At 73.6% G+C, this 18,887-nt stretch carries 15 protein-coding genes and 1 tRNA gene; 7 read left to right on the top strand and 9 right to left on the bottom strand.

Annotation, left to right across the window (positions count from 1 at the left end):
- Positions 1 to 90 precede the first annotated feature (90 nt).
- Positions 91 to 912, top strand: a complete 822-nt coding sequence (locus E1264_RS17270; RefSeq protein WP_132174642.1) for an enoyl-CoA hydratase/isomerase family protein — start codon at positions 91 to 93, stop codon at positions 910 to 912.
- A gap of 111 nt (positions 913 to 1,023) precedes the next feature.
- On the opposite strand, the gene E1264_RS17265 is transcribed toward E1264_RS17270, so the two are convergent.
- Positions 1,024 to 2,967: a Xaa-Pro dipeptidyl-peptidase gene (locus E1264_RS17265; protein WP_243710983.1), complete on the bottom strand. Its 1,944-nt coding sequence runs from the start codon at positions 2,965 to 2,967 to the stop codon at positions 1,024 to 1,026.
- A gap of 261 nt (positions 2,968 to 3,228) precedes the next feature.
- On the opposite strand from E1264_RS17265, the gene E1264_RS17260 reads away from it, so the two are divergent.
- On the top strand, positions 3,229 to 5,196 hold the full coding sequence (locus E1264_RS17260) for an ABC transporter ATP-binding protein (protein ID WP_165964217.1): 1,968 nt from the start codon (positions 3,229 to 3,231) through the stop codon (positions 5,194 to 5,196).
- A 10-nt stretch (positions 5,197 to 5,206) separates the two neighbouring features.
- On the opposite strand, the gene E1264_RS17255 is transcribed toward E1264_RS17260, so the two are convergent.
- Positions 5,207 to 6,169 (bottom strand): sulfotransferase, encoded by a 963-nt coding sequence (locus E1264_RS17255; RefSeq protein WP_132174640.1) that lies wholly within the window; start codon positions 6,167 to 6,169, stop codon positions 5,207 to 5,209.
- 93 nt (positions 6,170 to 6,262) lie between these two features.
- Here E1264_RS17255 and E1264_RS17250 point away from each other — a divergent pair, with 93 nt between their 5' ends.
- The 3 genes from E1264_RS17250 (at position 6,263) to E1264_RS17240 (ending at position 9,135) form a co-directional block, all read left to right on the top strand.
- Positions 6,263 to 7,030 (top strand): Sir2 family NAD-dependent protein deacetylase, encoded by a 768-nt coding sequence (locus tag E1264_RS17250; RefSeq protein ID WP_243710982.1) that lies wholly within the window; start codon positions 6,263 to 6,265, stop codon positions 7,028 to 7,030.
- A gap of 99 nt (positions 7,031 to 7,129) precedes the next feature.
- Positions 7,130 to 8,248, top strand: coding sequence for an LD-carboxypeptidase (locus tag E1264_RS17245; protein ID WP_243710981.1), 1,119 nt, complete (start codon positions 7,130 to 7,132; stop codon positions 8,246 to 8,248).
- On the top strand, positions 8,245 to 9,135 hold the full coding sequence (locus E1264_RS17240; RefSeq protein WP_132174636.1) for a hypothetical protein: 891 nt from the start codon (positions 8,245 to 8,247) through the stop codon (positions 9,133 to 9,135). The genes E1264_RS17245 and E1264_RS17240 overlap by 4 nt, the downstream gene beginning before the upstream one ends.
- Before the next feature lie 31 nt (positions 9,136 to 9,166).
- Here E1264_RS17240 and E1264_RS17235 read toward each other — a convergent pair whose 3' ends face one another.
- Positions 9,167 to 9,805, bottom strand: a complete 639-nt coding sequence (locus E1264_RS17235) for a hypothetical protein (protein WP_132174634.1) — start codon at positions 9,803 to 9,805, stop codon at positions 9,167 to 9,169.
- Between the two features lie 94 nt (positions 9,806 to 9,899).
- On the opposite strand from E1264_RS17235, the gene E1264_RS17230 reads away from it, so the two are divergent.
- Positions 9,900 to 11,393: a PLP-dependent aminotransferase family protein gene (locus E1264_RS17230; RefSeq protein WP_207935977.1), complete on the top strand. Its 1,494-nt coding sequence runs from the start codon at positions 9,900 to 9,902 to the stop codon at positions 11,391 to 11,393.
- Between the two features lie 46 nt (positions 11,394 to 11,439).
- Here the strand turns inward: E1264_RS17230 and E1264_RS17225 are convergent, their stop codons facing one another.
- The 6 genes from E1264_RS17225 to E1264_RS17200 all read right to left on the bottom strand — a co-directional run bounded on the left by E1264_RS17225 (position 11,440) and on the right by E1264_RS17200 (position 17,564).
- Positions 11,440 to 11,874 (bottom strand): CBS domain-containing protein, encoded by a 435-nt coding sequence (locus E1264_RS17225; RefSeq protein WP_132174632.1) that lies wholly within the window; start codon positions 11,872 to 11,874, stop codon positions 11,440 to 11,442.
- A gap of 126 nt (positions 11,875 to 12,000) precedes the next feature.
- A complete protein-coding gene (locus E1264_RS17220) occupies positions 12,001 to 13,761 on the bottom strand; it encodes an SDR family oxidoreductase (RefSeq protein WP_132174630.1) in 1,761 nt (586 codons plus the stop codon).
- Positions 13,758 to 14,594: a M24 family metallopeptidase gene (locus E1264_RS17215; RefSeq protein ID WP_243710980.1), complete on the bottom strand. Its 837-nt coding sequence runs from the start codon at positions 14,592 to 14,594 to the stop codon at positions 13,758 to 13,760. The genes E1264_RS17220 and E1264_RS17215 overlap by 4 nt, the downstream gene beginning before the upstream one ends.
- Positions 14,595 to 14,662: 68 nt before the next feature.
- On the bottom strand, positions 14,663 to 15,475 hold the full coding sequence (fdhD, locus tag E1264_RS17210) for a formate dehydrogenase accessory sulfurtransferase FdhD (protein WP_132174628.1): 813 nt from the start codon (positions 15,473 to 15,475) through the stop codon (positions 14,663 to 14,665).
- A 144-nt stretch (positions 15,476 to 15,619) separates the two neighbouring features.
- Positions 15,620 to 15,712, bottom strand: a tRNA-Sec gene (locus E1264_RS17205).
- 10 nt (positions 15,713 to 15,722) lie between these two features.
- A complete protein-coding gene (locus E1264_RS17200) occupies positions 15,723 to 17,564 on the bottom strand; it encodes an AMP-dependent synthetase/ligase (RefSeq protein ID WP_132174626.1) in 1,842 nt (613 codons plus the stop codon).
- Between the two features lie 176 nt (positions 17,565 to 17,740).
- Between E1264_RS17200 and selD the strand changes: the two genes are divergently transcribed.
- Positions 17,741 to 18,733 (top strand): selenide, water dikinase SelD, encoded by a 993-nt coding sequence (gene selD / locus E1264_RS17195; protein WP_243710979.1) that lies wholly within the window; start codon positions 17,741 to 17,743, stop codon positions 18,731 to 18,733.
- Positions 18,734 to 18,887: the final 154 nt, after the last annotated feature.

Genomic DNA, 18,887 nt, shown 5'->3' with positions numbered 1-18,887 from the left:
GTAGGGTTCGGTCGCGGCGGCGGACGGGTTTCCGGGCCCGCCCCGTGGACGGCGGGGCGGGCCCCGCACGCTCATCGAGAGGAAAGACGCATGGGGGACGCGAGCACGAACGGCCGACCGGAAACGGTCGAGATCCCGCCCGAAACCGGCGTTCCGGTGCCGGGTCTCGAGGAGGCGGGGCTCCTCCTGGACGTGGACGGCCCCGTCGCCACCGTCACACTCAACCGGCCCGAGCGCCGGAACGCCATGACCTTCGCGACATGGCGCGGCCTCGCCGCCATCGGGCGCTCCTTGCCCGCCGAGGTGCGCGTGGTCGTCCTGCGGGGCGCGGGCCCGTCGTTCTCCGCGGGCATCGACCTCGGCATGTTCTCCGGGGAAGGCGGCGGCCTGCCCGACGGCTCCGATCCCGAGGCCGCCGACCGCTTCATCGCCGAGCTCCAGGAGGGCTACACCTGGCTGCGTCGCCCCGACCTCGTCACGGTCGCGGCCGTCCACGGCCACGCCATCGGCGCCGGGTTCCAACTGGCGCTGTCCTGCGACATCCGCGTGGTCGCCGACGACGCGAAGTTCTGCATGAAGGAGCCCGCGCTCGGGCTCGTGCCCGACCTGACCGGCACCAAGCCGCTGGTGGAGATCGCCGGCATCGGGCGCGCCCTGGAGCTGTGCCTCACCGCCCGGACCGTGCCCGCCGACGAGGCCGCCCGGATCGGGCTCGCGGAGACCCTCGTCCCGCGCGACGGCCTCGACGCCGCCGTCCGCGACCTGGTGGGCGCGCTGCTCGCCGTCGACGCGGGCGCCTCCGCCGCGACGAAGCGGCTGCTGCGGCAGGCCGCCGGCAACACCCTCGAACAGCAGAGCGCCGCCGAGCGCCGCGAGCAGATCGGCCGCCTCCGCGACCTCTCCGCCAGGTGACCGCCGCCCCCTGGACATGAACGGACCGGCGGGCCGGGGTGTGGTGCCCCCGGCCCGCCGGTCCGTTTCAGGCGGTGCCGCGTCCCTCCGGTGTCACCGGAGGGTCTCTTGTTACTGGAGGGACTCGTGCCCGCCGCGCGCCAGCGGAAGCATGATCTTGCTGACGCCGGGCCGCACGCCGACCTCGGTGCCGACCGGGTAGCGCAGCGTGTAGTCGTAGTCGGTGGACAGCAGGACCACGCCGAGCCGGTGGCCGGGCTTCACCACGTAGTCGGTGGGTTCGAGGTCCCACCGGAACGTGTAGGTCTTGCCGGGCTTGATCGGCTCGGTGCGGCTGACGCTGTGCCGGTTCCGCACGTCCAGCCACCCGCGCGTGATGACCTTGTAGGGGGCCGTCTCCGTCTTCAGCGCCTGCCGGATCGTGCAGCCGACGTCGCCTTCGACGGTCTGCCCGAAGCAGACCTGCTCACCGGTGCTGACCCGCGCGCCCGTCGGGCGGGCGTCGGTGCCGTAGTCGACCAGCAGCGCCGTCAGGTACGGGGACCGCCCGTCGAGCGCGGCCTGCACGGACAGGGACGGGGTGCCGTTCACCCGGACGGGCTCGGGCAGCGGCCCCGTCAGGTAGGCGAGCCGGTTCGGGTCCGCCTCGTTCTCGTTGACGAGGAGCTGCTCGGCGGTGCGGGTCCTGCCCGCGTCGACGAACGTCTGCGTCCTGCCGGGCCGCGGCCACAGGCCGAGGGTCCCCGGCTGCCCGTCCTGCCCCGACCGCGCGGCGTTCAGGCTGAGCGGGACGGTGCGGGTGCCGGGCAGGGGCCAGTCCCGCGCCGTCTCCCACGTGCCGTCCGCGCGCTCGACGTCCACCCGCGGCTCGCGCTCGATGCCGTTCTTGATGCCGTACAGGTAGCGGTCGAACCAGTGGTGCGTCTGCCGCAGCCACTCCTCGACGCGCCAGCGGAACGGCGTCGCGTGGTTGGCCTGGTGCAGCCACAGCTTGCGCGGCACGCCCGCCTTCTTCAGGGCGTTCCACCACTGCACGGAGTTCTTGACCTTGACGTTCCAGTCGTTGAGCCCGTGCACGACCATGACGGCGGCGCGCACCTTCCGCGCCTGGTCGAGGTAGTCGCGCTGCGCCCACACCTTGCTGTAGTCGCCGGTCTCGCGGTCCTGCGTCGCGGTGAGGTCCTCGATGACCTTGGCGCAGACCTCGGGGTTCTGCCGGGTCAGCACGACCTTGGCCAGGATGTCGAGGTCCTCGCCCTGGAAGGTGCCGGGAGCGACGACGCCGCCGTTCGCGCGGTAGTAGTCGTACCAGTTGGAGATGCCGGCGATCGGGACGATGGCCTTCAGGCCCTCGACGCCGGTCGCGGCGGCCATGTTCGGCAGCGTCCCGTTGTAGGACTGGCCGATCATGCCGACGTTGCCGGTGGACCAGGACGCCTTCACCGGGGAGCCGTCCGGCGCCCAGCCGCGGGCGCGGCCGTTCAGCCAGTCCACGGCGGCCCTGGCGCCCGCCTGCTCGGCCCGGTCGCCGGACGTCGGGCACCCGGTGGAGCCCCCGGTCCCGATGCTGTCCAGGTTCGCGATGGCGTAGCCGCGGGGCAGGAAGTAGTTGTCGTAGTAGCCGGGGAAGATCTCGGCGAGGCCGCGGAACGGGGCGGCGAGGCCCTTCCTGCGGGCGTCGTCGATGTCGACCGGGTGCATCGGGATGTCGTGGGTGCCGGCCCAGTACGGGCTGGCCTCCATGATCGTCGGGACCTTGAGCCCGGCCGTGTCGGTCTCCTTCGGGCGCATGATCCGCATCCGGACGCGGTCGCGGACACCGTCGCGGTCGCTGTCGACGGTCGTCTCGATGTCCACGGTCTGGGTGACGGCGTCGGCGCGGGAGTAGATCGGCTGGGTCTCGCCGTTCTGCACCGAGATCTTCGCCGCGGGAGCGGATGCGGGCGTCGCGGACGTGGCGGGTCCGGCCGCCCCCGCGGGGAGCGCGGTGAGGGCGAGCATCGCGGCCGTGAAGGTGATCACGCCGGTGCCGCCGAGCGGGAGGCGATGGTTCACAGGGGCTCCTGGGGGTGTGAGCCAGAAAAAACGTAAAGATCATTAACCCGCAGCGCGGCGGTGAAGTCCATAAGCTGTTCTGCCCGCATCCGGCCGTCCCCAAGGCGTCACCGTTGCGGCGCCGGCCGCGTCACGGGCGGTTACGCCGTGAGCGGACGCGGGAAGGTCGCCGTCCGGACGCGCGTTGTGGCCACCGGACGCTGCGATGCTTACTTGATTACAAAGGCTTGATCGCGTACGGGCGGATCTCGGAGGTGCTCGATGGGAATGCCGGGCAACGGCTGGCAGGTGATGGCCTCGTTCCGCAAGGACGGCTCCGTCACCCAGCAGAAGCTCAAGCCCGGCACGGTCGGGCGGATCGCGGGCTACGCGCGGCCCTACGTCCGCGAACTGGTGCTGTTCCTCACCCTGAACTCCTTCGCCGCGCTGATCGTCGTCGCCAATCCGCTGCTGCTGAAGGCGATCATCGACCGCGGCATCCTGCCGGGACGGCAGGACCTGGTCATCTGGCTCGCGGTCGCCGTCGCCGGGCTCGCGCTGGTGGAGGCCGTGCTCGGCCTCGCGCAGCGCTGGTACTCGGCGCGCATCGGCGAAGGCCTCATCTACGACCTGCGCAGCCAGGTGTTCGCGCACGTCCAGCGCCAGCCCGTCGCGTTCTTCATGCGCGCCCAGACCGGATCGCTCGTCAGCCGCCTCAACAACGACGTCATCGGCGCGCAGCGCGCTATCACCACCACCCTGTCGTCGGTGGTGTCCAACGTGCTCAGCCTGGCCATGGTGCTGGTCACCATGATGATCCTGTCGTGGCAGGTCACGCTGATCGCGCTGCTGCTGCTCCCGATCTTCGTCCTGCCGGCCAAGTGGGTCGGCAAGCGCCTGCAGCGCGTCAGCCGCGAGCAGATGGTGCTGGACGCCGAGATGGGCTCGCTGATGACCGAGCGGTTCAACGTCGCGGGCGCGATGCTGGCCAAGCTGTACGGGCGTCCCTCCGAAGAGGAGGAGAACTTCCGCGGGCGCGCCGCGCGCGTCCGCGACGTCGGCGTCGTCGCGGCCATGTACGGGCGGGTGTTCTTCACCGCGCTGACGCTCGTCGCGGCCCTCGCCACCGCGATGGTCTACGGCGTCGGCGGCGCCCTGGTCGTGGACGGCTCCTTCGAGATCGGCACGCTCGTCGCGCTCGCCACCCTGCTGACCCGCATGTACGGGCCGCTCACCGCGCTGTCGAACGTCCACGTGGACGTCATGACCGCGCTGGTCAGCTTCGACCGCGTGTTCGAGGTCCTGGACCTCAAGCCGCTGATCCGCGACCGCGACGACGCCCGCTCCCTCGGCGAGGCCCGCAAGCCCACCGGCGGCACCCCGTCGTTGTCGAAGGGCCCGTCCTTGTCGAAGGCACAGAAGGCGCCGTCGATCGAGTTCGACCACGTCCGGTTCGCCTACCCGTCGGCGGAGGAGGTGTCGCTGGCGTCGCTGGAGTCGATCGCCCGCACCGACACCGCGCGCGGCCGCGAGGTCCTGCACGACGTCGACTTCACCGCCGCGCCCGGGCGGCTCGTCGCGCTCGTCGGGCCGTCCGGCGCCGGGAAGTCGACGATCACGCACCTGGTGTCGCGGCTGTACGACGTGTCCGCGGGCGCGGTCCGGATCGGGGGCGTGGACGTCCGCGACGTCACCCTCGAATCGCTGCGCGCCGAGATCGGCGTGGTCAGCCAGGACGCGCACCTGTTCCACGACACGATCCGCGAGAACATGCGCTACGCCCGGCCGGAGGCGACCGACACCGAGATCCTCGCCGCGCTGGAGGCCGCGCAGATCGGCGGGCTCGTCGCCGCGATGCCCGAGGGCCTCGACACCGTCGTCGGCGACCGCGGCTACCGGCTGTCGGGCGGGGAGAAGCAGCGGCTCGCGATCGCGCGGCTGCTGCTGAAGGCGCCGTCGGTGGTCGTCCTGGACGAGGCGACCGCGCACCTGGACTCCGAGTCCGAGGCGGCCGTCCAGCGGGCGCTGCGGACGGCCCTCGCCGGGCGGACGTCCCTGGTGATCGCGCACCGGCTCTCCACGATCCGGGAGGCCGACCAGATCCTGGTGATCGACGGCGGCCGGGTCGCCGAGCGCGGGCGGCACGAGGAGCTGCTGCTCCAGGGCGGCCTGTACGCCGAGCTGTACCGCACGCAGTTCTCCCACCAGCGCGACGAGGAGCGCCAGACCGAGCCGCTCGGCGCCGAGTGACGGTCCGGGCTCAGAGGTCGGAGCCGAGGCGGTAGCCGAGCCGCCGCAGCTCCGTCCCGGCGACCTTCTCGACCTGGGCGGCCTGCCGCGGGGTCAGCCGCTCCCGCCACGACCCGACCCCGGCGTCGTCGTCGCCGGGGCGGACCAGGCCGGACAGGGCCGTCCTGGAGATCGGCGCGTCCAGGTACTCCGACAGGGCCGCGCCGACGCGGCGCGGCCGGGCCGCCAGTTCCTCGTACCGGACGGTGAACAGCTGCTCCTCCGGGACCTGCCGCCGCAGCCGCGCGCTGAGCCGCACCGACCCGCGCCAGCGCAGCGCGCACTTGACGGCGAGCGCGGCGCGCGGCCACCGGCTCCGCTCGGTGTGGTCCTCGACGCCGAAGAACGGGTTCGGGAAGACGGTGTCGAGGTTCGCGAGGCCGGGCTTGAACCAGGCCAGGCAGCGCTCGTCGTCGAGCATGTCGGCGACCGCGTCGCGGCCGTCCCGGATGACCTGGACGAGCTGCGCGTCGGGGAAGGCGTCCAGCAGGACGTCGGCGCTGTAGATCAGGTCGGGCGAGGCGTCGGCGAACCGGACGATCCCGGACGGCTCCACGCACGGCTCCGCCGGCTCGCCGCCGGGCCGTTCGGCGGGCCCGGGCCGCCCCGGCCGCCGCGGCGGGAGGCCGGCCAGCGCGCGGCACTCGTCGGGGCACTGCGCGCAGGCGCGGGCCGACACCAGCCACGCCTCGGCGCAGGCGTCCCGCAGCACCCGCGCCGCGCCCTTCCCGCGGTCGGTCGCGATCGACGGCTGCCGCGCGAACGCGTAGGTGACCCGCAGGACGCCGTGACGGCCGGTGGTCAGATGGAAGCCGGGGGAGCGTTTCACCGCGCGCGCCAGCAGCTCCGCACCGGAGTGCGGAGCGCCCAGGATGAAGACCGGGCGGCGGACCTTGGTGCCGTTGACCACCAGGATGTGCGGTGTCGACCTCATACCAAGGCCAAGTTTGTCACCTTTTGAAGACCGGTCCGTCCGTGACGCTCCGTGAGCTCGGCGGATATCCGTTCGGGGCCTAACATGTTGCGGGTGGACGCTCCCCAGACGCTGGCCGGGTTCCTGCCCGGCGCCGCGGCGATCACCGTGCTGACCGGCGCCGGAATCTCGACCGACAGCGGGATCCCCGACTTCCGCGGCCCCCAGGGCGTCTGGACGAAGGACCCGGCGGCGGCGGCGACGGCCACGATCGACGCCTACGTCGGGGCCAAGGAGGTGCGCCGCCGCGTGTGGCGCTCCCGCCGCGACAGCCCGGTCTGGGACGCCGAGCCCAACGCCGCTCACGCCGCCCTCGTCGAGCTGGAGCGGGCGGGCCGCCTGCGCGCCCTGATCACCCAGAACATCGACGGGCTGCACCAGCGCGCCGGGACCTCCGCCGGAAAGATCATCGAGATCCACGGCAGCCTGCGCGAGGCCGTCTGCCTGTCCTGCGACCTGCGCACCCCGATGCCCGAGATCCTCGCGCGCATCGACGCGGGGGAGGACGACCCGCCCTGCGCGGCCTGCGGCGGCATCCAGAAGTCCGCGACGATCTCCTTCGGGCAGGTGCTCGACCGGGACGTCCTCGACGCGGCGGTCACCGCGGCGCGGTCGTGCGATCTGTTCCTGGCCGTCGGCACGTCGCTGACGGTCCAGCCCGCCGCCGGGCTGTGCCTGGAGGCGGTCGACCACGGCGCCCGGCTGGTGATCATCAACGCGGAGGAGACGCCCTACGATGAGCTGGCCGACGCGGTGCTGCGGCAGCCGATCGGCGAGGCGCTCCCACGGCTCGCCCGAATCGCGCTCGGTACGGGAAGGTGACCGGGAGATGATCTGTTGGGGGGTCGTGACCGGTCGCCTCTTCCACCGGCGTCCGGATCCTGACAAGCTCTATCCGTCGCGGTGCGAGGAGGGATCGGGTTGAACAGCGGGGGTGCCCGCGCGGAGGCGGCCGCGGAGCCGTCCGACGCGCCCGGCGCCGGCCTGCCGGGCGGCCCGGCCCGGTCCCGGAAGCCCCACAGGTACGGGCGATTGCGGCCCGGCGACCGGGTCGTCGTGGTCGCGCCCAGCGGTCCCGCCGACCCCGCCCGCCTGGAGGCGGGCTGCGCCGCGCTCCGCGATCTCGGCCTTGACGCGGCGGTGGGCAAGCACGCCCTCGACCGTGTCAACTTGGGTGATTATGGACCGCTCCGAGCGGGTTGGCACTGTTTGGCCGGGAGTGATGCCGACCGGGCCACCGACCTCCAGGACGCCTGGTGCGATCCCCGCGTCCGCGCGGTGATCTGCGCGCGCGGCGGCTACGGCGCCACCCGCGTCCTGGACCACCTCGACTGGGACGCGCTCGCCGCCGCGACGCGGGCGTCCGCCGCGTCCGGCCGCGGGCCGAAGATCCTGCACGGCTCCAGCGACGTCACCGCCCTGCACGCCGCCTTCGCGACGCGCCTCGGCGTCACGACCTCCTTCGGCCCCATGCCCGCCGGACTGATCGCGGACCTCGCCCCGGCCGTATCGGAGGGCATGCCCGACGAAACGCTCGACGGCCTCCGCGCCGCCCTGTTCGGCGGCCCCGTCGCGCTGCCCGGCACGCGCGCGCTGCGTCCCGGACGCGCGGAGGGCCCGCTCACCGGCGGCACCCTGTCGCTGCTGACCGCCCTGCTCGGCACCCCGTACGCGCCGCCGCCCGCCGCCGGGCGCGTCGTCTTCCTGGAGGACGTCACCGAGGCGCCCTACCGGGTCGACCGGATGCTCGTCCAGCTCCTCCAGGCGGGCTGGTTCGACGGCGCCGCCGGGATCGCGCTCGGCTCCTGGCGCGACTGCGGCGACCCCGCCGAGCTCGACGCGGTGCTCGCCGCGCGGCTCGGGCCGCTCGGCGTCCCGATCCTCGCGGGCGTCCCGGCGGGCCACGGCCCGCGGCAGCGTACCCTGGAGCTCGGCGCCCCCGCCGTGCTCGATACCAGTTCCCCTGATCCAGGCCCGGACCCCGCCGTGCCGCTCGCCGGCGCGCTCACCCTTGTAGCGCCCCCAGGAGGTGCGCGATGAGCGGCCGCCACGCACGTTCCCGCCCATGGGACGACGGCACCCTCGACTCGCTGCTCGTACTCGTCGCCGAGAGCCTCGGCTACAGCTGCCGCCGCGGCCCCGGCGAGATCATGATGCTGGAGGGCCCGCGGCGCCTGCCCGTCAACATGCGGGACGTCCGGCAGCTCGCCCGGCTCGTGCCCCGCACCGACTGGCCCGCCGTCGTGTCCGACTACGTCACCACCATCGTCACCTCGATGGAGGAGCCGCTCGACCTCAGCGACTTCGACCTCGCCCAGCACCTGCTGCGCACCCGCATCTACCCCGACGAGGCCGACAACGGCGGGCTTGCCGCCCGCCCGTTCGCGCCGGGGCTGATCGAGGTCGTGGTCGTCGACACGCCGACGTCGGTCCGCACGCTCAGCAAGGAGGAGATGAACGGCTGGCCGGTGTCCGGCGACGCGCTGTTCATGCTCGGCCGGGCGAACGTCCGCGGCGACGGACCGCTCCAGGTCGACGAGCAGGACCTCGGCGGCGTTCGCGTCTCCGTCCTGCACGGCTGGACGTTCTACGTCGCGACCCACCTGGCGTGGCTGGAGGAGTACCTGCAGATCGGCCCGCACGGCGCGCTGGTCATCGCCCCCAACCGCAGCCTCATCGTCACCTACCCGCTCCGCCTCGCCGAAGGCCATCCGAGGGCCCGCTACAACACGGCCGTGGCCGCCGCGACGGAGCTGCAGGCGCAGGCCCACCGCGCCTACGAGGAGGGGCCGGGCTCGCTCAGCCCGCACCTGTACTGGTGGCGCACCGGTGAGATGACCTACCTCGAAACCCGCTACGAGGGCGACCAGCTGGTCCTGCCCCAGGAGTTCTCCACCGTCCTGGCCACGCTCGCCGCCGAACGGTGAACCGCCCGCGGACCGCCCGGTCCTTCGCCCGCTAGCCCGCGGGGGCGGGTTCCGGCTCGGGCTCCGCGGCCGGGGCCGGGGCGGAGTCGGGCCGCTTGATCGTCAGGACGGGCAGGAACGCGTGCGTCAGCGGGCCGATCGCCACCGCGTAGAGGAGCGTCCCGATCCCGACGGTCCCGCCGAGCAGCCAGCCCGCGGCGAGCACGGTCAGCTCGATCGCCGTCCGCACCACGCGGATGGACCGGCCGCGCGCGGCGAGCCCGGTCATCAGCCCGTCGCGCGGCCCGGGGCCGAGGCCGGCGCCGATGTAGCAGCCGGTCGCGAACCCGCCGACCAGCACGGCCGTGACCAGGTACGCCCAGCGCGCGGTGAGCGCGGCGGGCTCGGGCAGCAGCCACAGGAACAGGTCCGCGAAGACGCCGACGAGGACGACGTTGCTGATCGTCCCGATGCCGGGCCGCTGCCGCAGCGGGATCCACGCGAGCATGACCACCACGCCCGCGATGATGATCCAGGCGCCGATCGACAGGCCGAAGCGCCGGGACAGGCCCTGGTGGAAGACGTCCCACGGGTCGTTCCCCAGGCCGGACGACACTTGCAGGGCGATCCCCAGCCCGTACAAGGCCAATCCGACGTACAGCTGCACCAGTCGGCGCACCATCAAGGCCATTGCCGCGCTCCAATTACATCAGTGGCATCGTTCCGGACCACTCTGGCCCAGAGTGGACTGGTGTTTACAGGGCCAATATGGGAAAGTGGCTTGCGTGACCACACGGTATGTGAGCGGCCCGCATCTGGCCCGGCTGCTGGGCGGCGTCTCGGGGGAGCGGCCCGTCTACGCGGCCCTCGCCCGGGCGGTGCGCGGCCTCGTCCTGGACGGGCGGCTAGCCCTGCGCACCCGGCTCCCCGCCGAACGCGACCTCGCCGCCGCGCTCGGCCTCAGCCGGACCACCGTCACCGCCGCCTACGACCGGCTCCGCGACGAGGGCTACGTCGAGAGCCGGCAGGGCGCGGGCAGCTGGACGGCGCTGCCCCCCGTCCGGATGACGTCGGCCGAGCCGCAGGTCGCGGCCGCGGACGGCGCCCGGCCCGGCACCCGGCACGGCGGCAAGTTCGGCAGGGCCCATCCGGTGCCCGACGACCCGTCGTTCATCGACCTCGGCTGCGCCACCCCCGGCGCCCCGGCGATCTTCGACGAGGCCGTCGCCGCCGCCGTCGACGAGCTGCCCCGCTACAGCGCGGGCCCCGGCTACGAGCCCGCGGGCCTGGCGGGCCTGCGGCAGGTCATCGCGGACGGGTACGCGGCGCGCGGCGTCCCGACCCGTCCCGACCAGATCGTCGTCACCACCGGGGCGCAGCACGCGTTCACCCTGCTGGCGCAGGTCCTGGCCGAGCCCGGCGACGCCGTGATGGTCGAGCGCCCGACCTACCCGCACGCGCTCGGCGCGCTACGGGCCCGCGGGACGAGGCTCGTCCCGGTCGGCGTCAACGAGGGCTGGGACGTCGAGCTGATCGGCGGCGCCATGCGGCAGGCCGCCGTCCGGATGGCCTACACGATCCCCGACTTCCAGAACCCGACCGGGCACCTCATGCCCGCCGCCGAACGGGCCGCGCTCGTTGACGCCGCGCGCCGCGCCGACGCGTTCCTCGTCACCGACGAGACCTTCGCCGACCTCGCCCTCGACGTGGACGCGCCGCGCGAGCCGCCGCTCGCCGCCTACGACTCCGGCGGCCGGGTCGTGACGATCGGGTCGGCGTCCAAGCTGATGTGGGGCGGTCTGCGCATCGGCTGGATCCGCACGACCGCGCCGCTGGCCCGGCGGCTGACCATCGCCCGCGAGCCGTCCGACATGGCGAGCCCGGTGCTGGAGCAGCTGATCGTCCGGGAGCTCCTGCTGCGGGTGGAGGAGGTCCGGGCCGAGCGCGCGGAGACCCTGCGGCGCAACCGGGACGCGCTCGCCGCGGCGCTGCGCGAGCTGCTGCCCGGCTGGGAGTTCCGGCTCCCCGCGGGCGGCATGTCGCTGTGGGCGCGGATCGGCGCGCCGGTCGCGACGCGGCTGGCCGAGGCGGCCGAGCGGCTCGGCGTCCGCGTCGTCGGCGGACCGGTGTTCGGCGTGGACGGCGTCCTGGAGGACTACGTCCGGCTGCCCTACGTCCTGCCGCCGGACACGCTGCGCCCGGCCGTCGAACGGCTCGCGCTGGCCTTCCGCGAGGCCGAGGCGGCCCCGCCCGCGCGCCCGCTGCCCGCCTACGTGTGAACGGGCCGCCGGAGGGAACCTCCGGCGGCCCGCCGCGCCCGGTGGGCTACTGGACGTTCTGGATGTAGCCGACCAGGTGCTCGCGCTCGCTCTCCAGCTCGTCGATGGCGCTCTTGACCACGTCGCCGATGCTGACGATCCCGGTGAGCCGCCCGTCCTCGACGACGGGCACGTGCCGGATCCGGTGCTCGGTCATGGTGCGGCGCAGGTCCTCGACCTTGTCGGCGGGACCGCAGCTGCGGACCTCCGAGGTCATGATGTCGGAGACGGGACGGTCGAGCAGCACCGCGCCGCGCTCGTGCATCCGCCGTACCACGTCTCGTTCGGACACGATCCCGGCGATGGACGCGCCGTCCGGCGAGACCACCACCGCCCCGATGTTGTGCTCCGCCAGGACGGCGAGCAGCTGCCGCACGGTGGCCTCGGGACGAACCGTGGCCACCGCGTCTCCCTTCCTCCGCAGGATGTCGCGAATCCGCATGCCTCACGCTCCGGTGCCGTTCCGGGCCCGTGCGGAGCCCCTGTCGCATCGGGGCGGGGCCGCTGGGCCTGTCCTGACAAGGTCGCATGTTCCGGACCTTGGGGGAACCCCGAGCGGGTAAACCGTTCATCGGCCCACATCGAGCCGGGCCAGAAGGCGCATGAGGCCCGGGACCGCGCGCGACGCCGCGTAACCGAGGCGTGCCTCCGGCGTGACCGGGACGACGGCCCTGTCCCGCCGGACGGCCGCGACGATCTCCTCGGCGACGCCGTCCGGGCCGAAGCCGCGCCGCGCGTACGCCCGCGCCACCCGCTCCCGGCTGCGCGCCTCGCCGTCCCCGTCCCGGCCGACGAAACGGGACGTCCGGGTGATGTTGGTGTCGACGATGCCGGGGCAGACGGCGCTGACCCCGATGCCCTTGCCCTTCAGCTCGGCGCGCAGGCACTCCGACAGCATCAGCACGGCCGCCTTGCTCGTCGCGTAGGCGGGCAGGGCCCGGGACGGCGTGAACGCCGCCGCCGACGAGGTGTTCACGATGTGCCCGCCCTGCCCGCGCTCCACCATCTGCTCGGCGAAGAGCCGCGATCCGTGGATGACGCCCCACAGGTTGACGTCCAGGACCTTCCGCCAGTCGTCGGCGGTGTGGTCGAGGAACGATCCGGCCATGCCGATCCCGGCGTTGTTGACGACGACGTCCGGCACCCCGTGGTCGTGCAGGACGGACTTGGCGAAGTCCTCCATCGCCGCGGGGTCGGACACGTCCACCTTGACCGCGTGGCCCTCCGGGCCCAGCAGGCCGGCGAGCTCCGCGGTCCGCTGGGCGGTGGCCGGGTCGAGGTCGGCGGCGACGACCTCGGCGCCGCGCTCGGCGAACGCCAGCGCGGTCGCCCGGCCGATCCCGCTGCCCGCGCCGGTCACGACGACGAGCGCCCCGTCGAACGGCCGCCTGCCCGGCCCGACCTTGGCCTGCCGCAGGGCTCGCGATTCGGCGGCGGTGAGCGGCCCGCCCTCGACGCCGGTGACGTGCTCGGCGATCCAGCGGGCGACGGCGTCCGGATGGCTGCGCGGCACCCAGTGCCCGGCGGCGACCGGCCGCAGCGACAGGTTCGGGACGCGCCCGGCCAGCCCGCCGACCAGGTGCGGCGAGACGAACAGATCCCTTGTCGGGACGATGACCTGCGTCGGCACGTCCGTGCGCCGGTCGCGCGGGCGCGCCAGCCGCCGCGCCATGTTCGCCCGGTACAGCCCGACGCCGGACGCGCCGTCGCGCCCCATCGTCCGGGCCGGATGCCCGTCCCGCGCCGCGACGCCCTCGCCGATCTCCAGCGCTCGTGCGAACGGCCTGGACATCCCGGCGAGCCACACCAGCTCCGGCAGCATCGGCGTCTGGAAGAAGTAGATGTACCAGGACCGCACGGCCTGCCCCGCCGCCCGCTTCAGGTTGGACGGCGTCGGGCGGGCGAGCGTCCGCCGCGTCCAGTGCGCGACGTGGTCCAGGCACGGCCCGGAGATCGACGTGAACGACGCGAAGCGCTCCGGCATCGTGCAGACCGCCTCCCATGCCTGGATCGAGCCCCAGTCATGGCCCACGAGATGCACCGGGCGGCCTTGCGCGGTGGCGTCCAGGACGGCACGCATGTCGGCCATCAGATGCTCGAACGCGTAATGCCTGCGCCCGAACGGCCGGGACGACGCGCCCGCCCCGCGCACGTCGTAGCGGACGACGTGGAACCGCTCGGCGAGCCGTCCGGCCACTTCGTCCCAGACGGCGTGCGTGTCCGGATACCCGTGGACGAGCAGCACAGTGGGCCGCGACCGGTCGCCCTCCTCGTACACGGCCAGATCGACCCCATCACCCCGCACGCGCCGCGAGCCGGCGCCCGTCATGACCGCGCCTCCCACCGGCGCACGTGGGGGAGGTCGTCGTCGAGCCAGTACGCGTCGTCCTCGGTGACCACGAGGATCTCCTCGAACTTCACGCCGACGCCCCGGAACCCGATGTGCGGCTCCACCGCCCACAGGCCGGGCGTCGGCGGGTGCTGCGACCGCGCGCCGCCGTTCCACAGCGGGGAGCGGCCTTCGAGGCGCTCCTTGACGAGCTCGCGGCCGATGGTCTGCAGGAACCGAACGCCGAAGGGAAACCCGACGCGCCTGGGGAGGAACCCGCCGATGATCCCGACCTGGTGGCCGATGACCCGTCCGGGGTACTTGCGGTGCCGGTTCTGGTAGCCCTGCCGGTCGATGAGGGCGTCCACCTCGGCGTAGATGCCGGCGAACGTGCGGCGCTCGCGGACGAGGCCGAGGATGAGCGTCCGGTAGGCGGCGAGGTCGGCGTCCAGGCGCTCCCAGATCGGGTTCTCGCCGAGGACGCCGCCGTACCCGATGTCGGCGGAGTAGCCGTCCCGCACCGGGGCCATGTCGAGGATGTAGGGCATCCCCTCCTGCAGCCGGGCCCTGCCGGGGAGGAACTGCGTCGGGACCTTGAAGCCGCGGAACGCCGTCCGGTCGCCGAACCAGGCGAACGGGGTGTGCAGCCAGTCGTCCACGCCGCGCTCGCGCAGCCACCGCCGCATCCGCCGGCACGCCTCCCGCTCGGTCACGCCCGGTTCGAGCGTCGCGGCGATCTCGCCGGCGCACCGGTAGCACAGGCGCTGGACGTCACGGAACCGCTCGAGCTCCGCGGGGTCGTGCACGCGGGCGAGCGCCACATTATTGGACACAGAGTTAATAAAGCGCCGAACGCCCGCCGGGTCAAGAGGCGGCGCGTGAGGCCCGCCACCCGGGACCCTCACAGATCGATGCGCTCGGCCCCCGCGTAGACGTTCATGGTCTCTCCCCGCAGGAACCCGACGAGCGTCATGCCCGCGTCCTCGGCCAGCTCCACCGCCAGCGACGACGGCGCCGACACGGCCGCCAGCACCGGCACACCGGCCGTCATCGCCTTCTGCGTCAGCTCGAACGACGCGCGCCCGCTCACCATCAGCACGGTCCCGGTGAGCGGCAGCCGCCCCTGCCGCAGCGCCCAGCCGATCACCTTGTCGACCGCGTTGTGCCGCCCGACGTCCTCGCGCAGCGCGAGCAGCCCGCCGTCCGCGCCGAACAGCCCGGCCGCGTGCAGTCCGCCCGTCCGGTCGAAGACCCGCTGCGCCTCCCGCAGCCGTCCCGGCAGCTCCGCGAGCAGGCCCGGCGTGATCCGCAGTGGATCCTCGGCCACCTCGTAGGGCCGGTCGGCGCGCAGCGCCTCGATGCTCGACTTCCCGCACACCCCGCAGGCGCTCGTCGTCGTGAACGCCCTGGTCATCGAGTCGTCCGGCGGCGCGACGCCGGGGGCGAGCACCACGTCCAGCGTGTTCTGCTCCTCGGTGTCGGCGCAGTACCGCATCGTCGCCAGGTCGCCCGCGCCCGCGATCACACCCTCGGCCGCGAGGAACCCGGCGACGAGATCGAAGTCGTGGCCGGGCGTCCGCATCGTGATCGTCAGCGGCTTGCCCGCGACGCGGATCTCCAGCGGCTCCTCCACCGCAAGCGTGTCGGGCCTGCGCCCCCGCGTCCCGGACGTGCTCAGCCGCAACACGGGCCTGCGCACGGTGATCCGCCCCATAACGGTCACCGTACCCGGCCGCCCCCGCCGGGTCAGCGGCGGTCGACGTTCCAGTTCGCCACCATCGCCGCGAACGGCGGCATCACCATCGCCGCCCCCGACATCGCGACCCCGGCGCGCGCCCGGCCCGCAGGGGCCGGGGAGCGGAGGCGTACGGGAATCGAACCCGCCGTCCCGAGGTGCTCGGGACCGTCGGCTTTGAAGGCCGGGGAGGCCACCAGGCGCTCACACGCCTCCGCCGGTGATCTTAGTGGGTGTAGAGGTCGTCGATGGCGCCGGCGTACTTGGTGTGGACGACGCGGCGCTTCAGTTTGAGGGTCGGGGTCAGCTCCTCGCTCTCGGCGGTCCATTCGGCGGGGAGCAGCCGCCACGTTTTGACCTGCTGGACGCGGGCCAGGCGGGCGTTGGCGTTCGCGACGGCCTTGGCGATCTCGTCCAGGACGGTGGGGTGCTCGGCCAGTGCGGCCAGGTCGGTGGCGTCGATGCCCCGGGCGGCGGCCCAGGCGGGGGCCACCTCGCCGTCCAGGGTGATGAGGGCGACGACGTGGGGGCGGCGGTCGCCGTAGGCGAGGGCCTGGCCGATGAGCGGGTGCTCCTTCAGGTGGTTCTCGATCAGGGACGGGGCGATGTTCTCGCCGCCGGCGGTGATGATCAGTTCCTTCTTGCGGTCGATGACCGTGAGGAAGCCGTCGGCGTCCAGGCGGCCGACGTCGCCGGTGCGGATCCAGCCGTCGGGGTCGATGAGGTCGGCGGTCGCGTCCGGGCGGTTCAGGTAGCCGGGTGTGCACGTCGCGCCGCGCACGAGGATCTCGCCGTCGTCGGCGAGCCGGAGTTCGACGCCTTCGAGGGGGCGGCCTACGGTGCCCAGCTTGAAGCAGTCGGAGAGGTTGGCGGTGATCGCGCCGGTGGTCTCGGTCATCCCGTAGGCGTCGAAGATCTTCATGCCGAGGCCGGCGAAGAAGCGGGCGACCTCGACGGGCAGCGGGGCGGCGGCGCTGGACGCGGCGGTGACGCGGTCCAGGCCCAGGAGGGCGCGCATGGGGGTCAGGACGGCCGCGTCGGCCGCCTCGAAGGCGGCGGCGACCTCGGGGGTGGTGGTGTTGCCGTATTCCTGGCTGGTCACGTAGGCGCGGCCGGCGTCGAGGGCGTTGGCGACGGCCTGCTTCTTTGTCTCGTCCCGCTCGGCGGCCAGCACGGCCTGGATGCCCGCCATGATCTTCTCCCAGACGCGGGGGACGCCGAAGAACGAGTGCGGCCGTACCTCGCCGAGCATGCCGGCCAGTTGGGTCGGGTCGGGGCAGAAGTGGATGTGGGCGGCGAGCCGGATCGGCAGGTAGTAGCTGAGGACGCGGTCGGCGATGTGCGCGAACGGCAGGTAGGAGATCCCGGCGGGGTGCTCGGTGCGGACCGAGCTGCGCTGCAGCATCTCCGCCTCGTGCAGCGCCATCGAGTGCGTGATCAGGACGCCCTTGGGGTCCCCGGTGGTGCCGGAGGTGTAGAGGAGCGTGACGGTGTCGTCCGGTGTGACGGCCTGCCAGCGGCGGTCGATCTCGGCGGGGTCGGCGGCCAGTTCCGCGCGGCCGAGCTCGGTGAAGGCGTCCCAGGTGAGGTAGCGGTCGCCGGGCGGGCAGGCGGCGGCGTCCACGACGATGATCGTGCGGAGGGCGGGGAGGCGGTCGAGGACGGGCAGCCAGCGGTCGAGCTGGTCCTTGCCGTCCAGGACGGCGTACTTCGCGGAGCAGTGCCCGGCGACGAACGCGATCTGGTCGGGCGCGAGCGTCGCGTACACGGTGGTGGGGGTGCCGCCCGCGTGGACGGCGCCGAGGTCGGCCAGGACGTGCTCGGAGCGGTTCGGCATCATCAGCGCGACGACGTCGCCCGGCTCCAGGCCGAGGGCGGCGAACCCGGCGGCCGTCTCCAGCGCCCGGGTGCGCGTGTCCGCCCAGGTCAGGGTGGTCCATTCGCCGTCGATCCGGTCGGAGTAGGCGGGCCTGGCGCCGTGCCGCTCGGCGGTCTCGGCGAGGCTCGTGCAGATCGTCCGCCCGGCGACGGCCCGGTCGAGGTCGGCCTGCTTTTCCTGGATCCCCATGTCGCCCCTTGAAGTAAGTGATGACTTGCAGGAGGGAATCGCATCACGCCGGGCCACGTCCGGACAAGGGGTCCGCGCATTTCCGTGCAGGTCGGACGGGGATCTCCGCCCTCGGTGACCGCACCCGTACTGTCCGTTTGTTGATCATTTGCGATAGTTGTGCGTTAAATCTTCCAGTGACACGCCTCGCCCCCGTCGCCCGCCTCACGCAGTACGCACACGGCGGCGGCTGCGCGAGCAAGATCCCGCCCGCCGAGCTGGAGCGGGTCGTGGCCGGCCTCACCGGAGGCGGCGACGACCTCCTCGCCGGGGGAGCCGACGGCGACGACGCCGCCGTGCTGCGGATCGACGGCGGCCGCGCCGTGGTGTCCACCGCCGACTTCTCCACCCCCGTCGTCGACGACGCCTACGACTGGGGGCGCATCGCCGCCGCCAACGCGCTCTCCGACGTCTACGCGATCGGCGGGGAGCCGCTGATGGCGCTGAACCTGCTCGGCTGGCCCCGCGACCTGCTGCCCGCCGAGCTGGCCCGCGAGGTGCTGCGCGGCGGCCGGGACGTGGCCGCGCTCGCGGGCTGCGCGATCGCCGGCGGGCACAGCGTGGACGACCCCGAGCCGAAGTACGGCCTGGCCGTGACCGGCGTCGCCGACCCGGACCGGCTGCTGCGGCTGGACGCCGGGCGCCCCGGCGTGCCGCTGTCGCTGACCAAGCCGCTCGGCGTCGGCGTCCTCAACGCCCGCCACAAGGCGACCGGGCAGGTGTTCCCGCAGGCCGTGGAGACGATGACGGCGCTGAACGCGGAGGCGGGCCTCGCCGCCTTGGAACGCGGCATCTCCTGCGGCACGGACGTCACCGGGTTCGGGCTGCTCGGCCACCTCTACAAGCTCGCGCGGGCGAGCGGCGTCACGGCCGTCGTGGACGCCTCCGCCGTCCGGTACCTGGACGGCGCCCGGTCCGCGGTGCGGCACGGGTTCGTCCCCGGCGGGACGCGGCGCAACCTGTCCTGGGTGTCGCCGCACACCGAGTTCCACCGGATCGCCGAGGAGGAGCGGCTGCTCCTGGCGGACGCGCAGATCTCCGGCGGCCTGCTGGTCGCGGGGGAGATCCCCGGCGGCACGGTGATCGGCGAGCTGGTCGCCCGCGGCCGCCGCACGATCGTCGTCCGCTGAGCCGGTTGCCCTGAGCTGGCCGTTTCGAGGGTTTCGTGTCGGCGTCCCGGGTTCGGGTAGGGGCCCGCGTGACCGGGCCTTCGCCAGGGCCTGGCACAAAGGGGGCCGAGCTTAGCCCGCCGTTTGGCCGGCGGCGGGTGGGGCCGGAGGACGG

This window comes from Actinomadura sp. KC216 (assembly GCF_004348535.1).
Lineage (GTDB): Bacteria > Actinomycetota > Actinomycetes > Streptosporangiales > Streptosporangiaceae > Spirillospora.
This window is presented reverse-complemented; position numbering and strand designations above follow the sequence as displayed.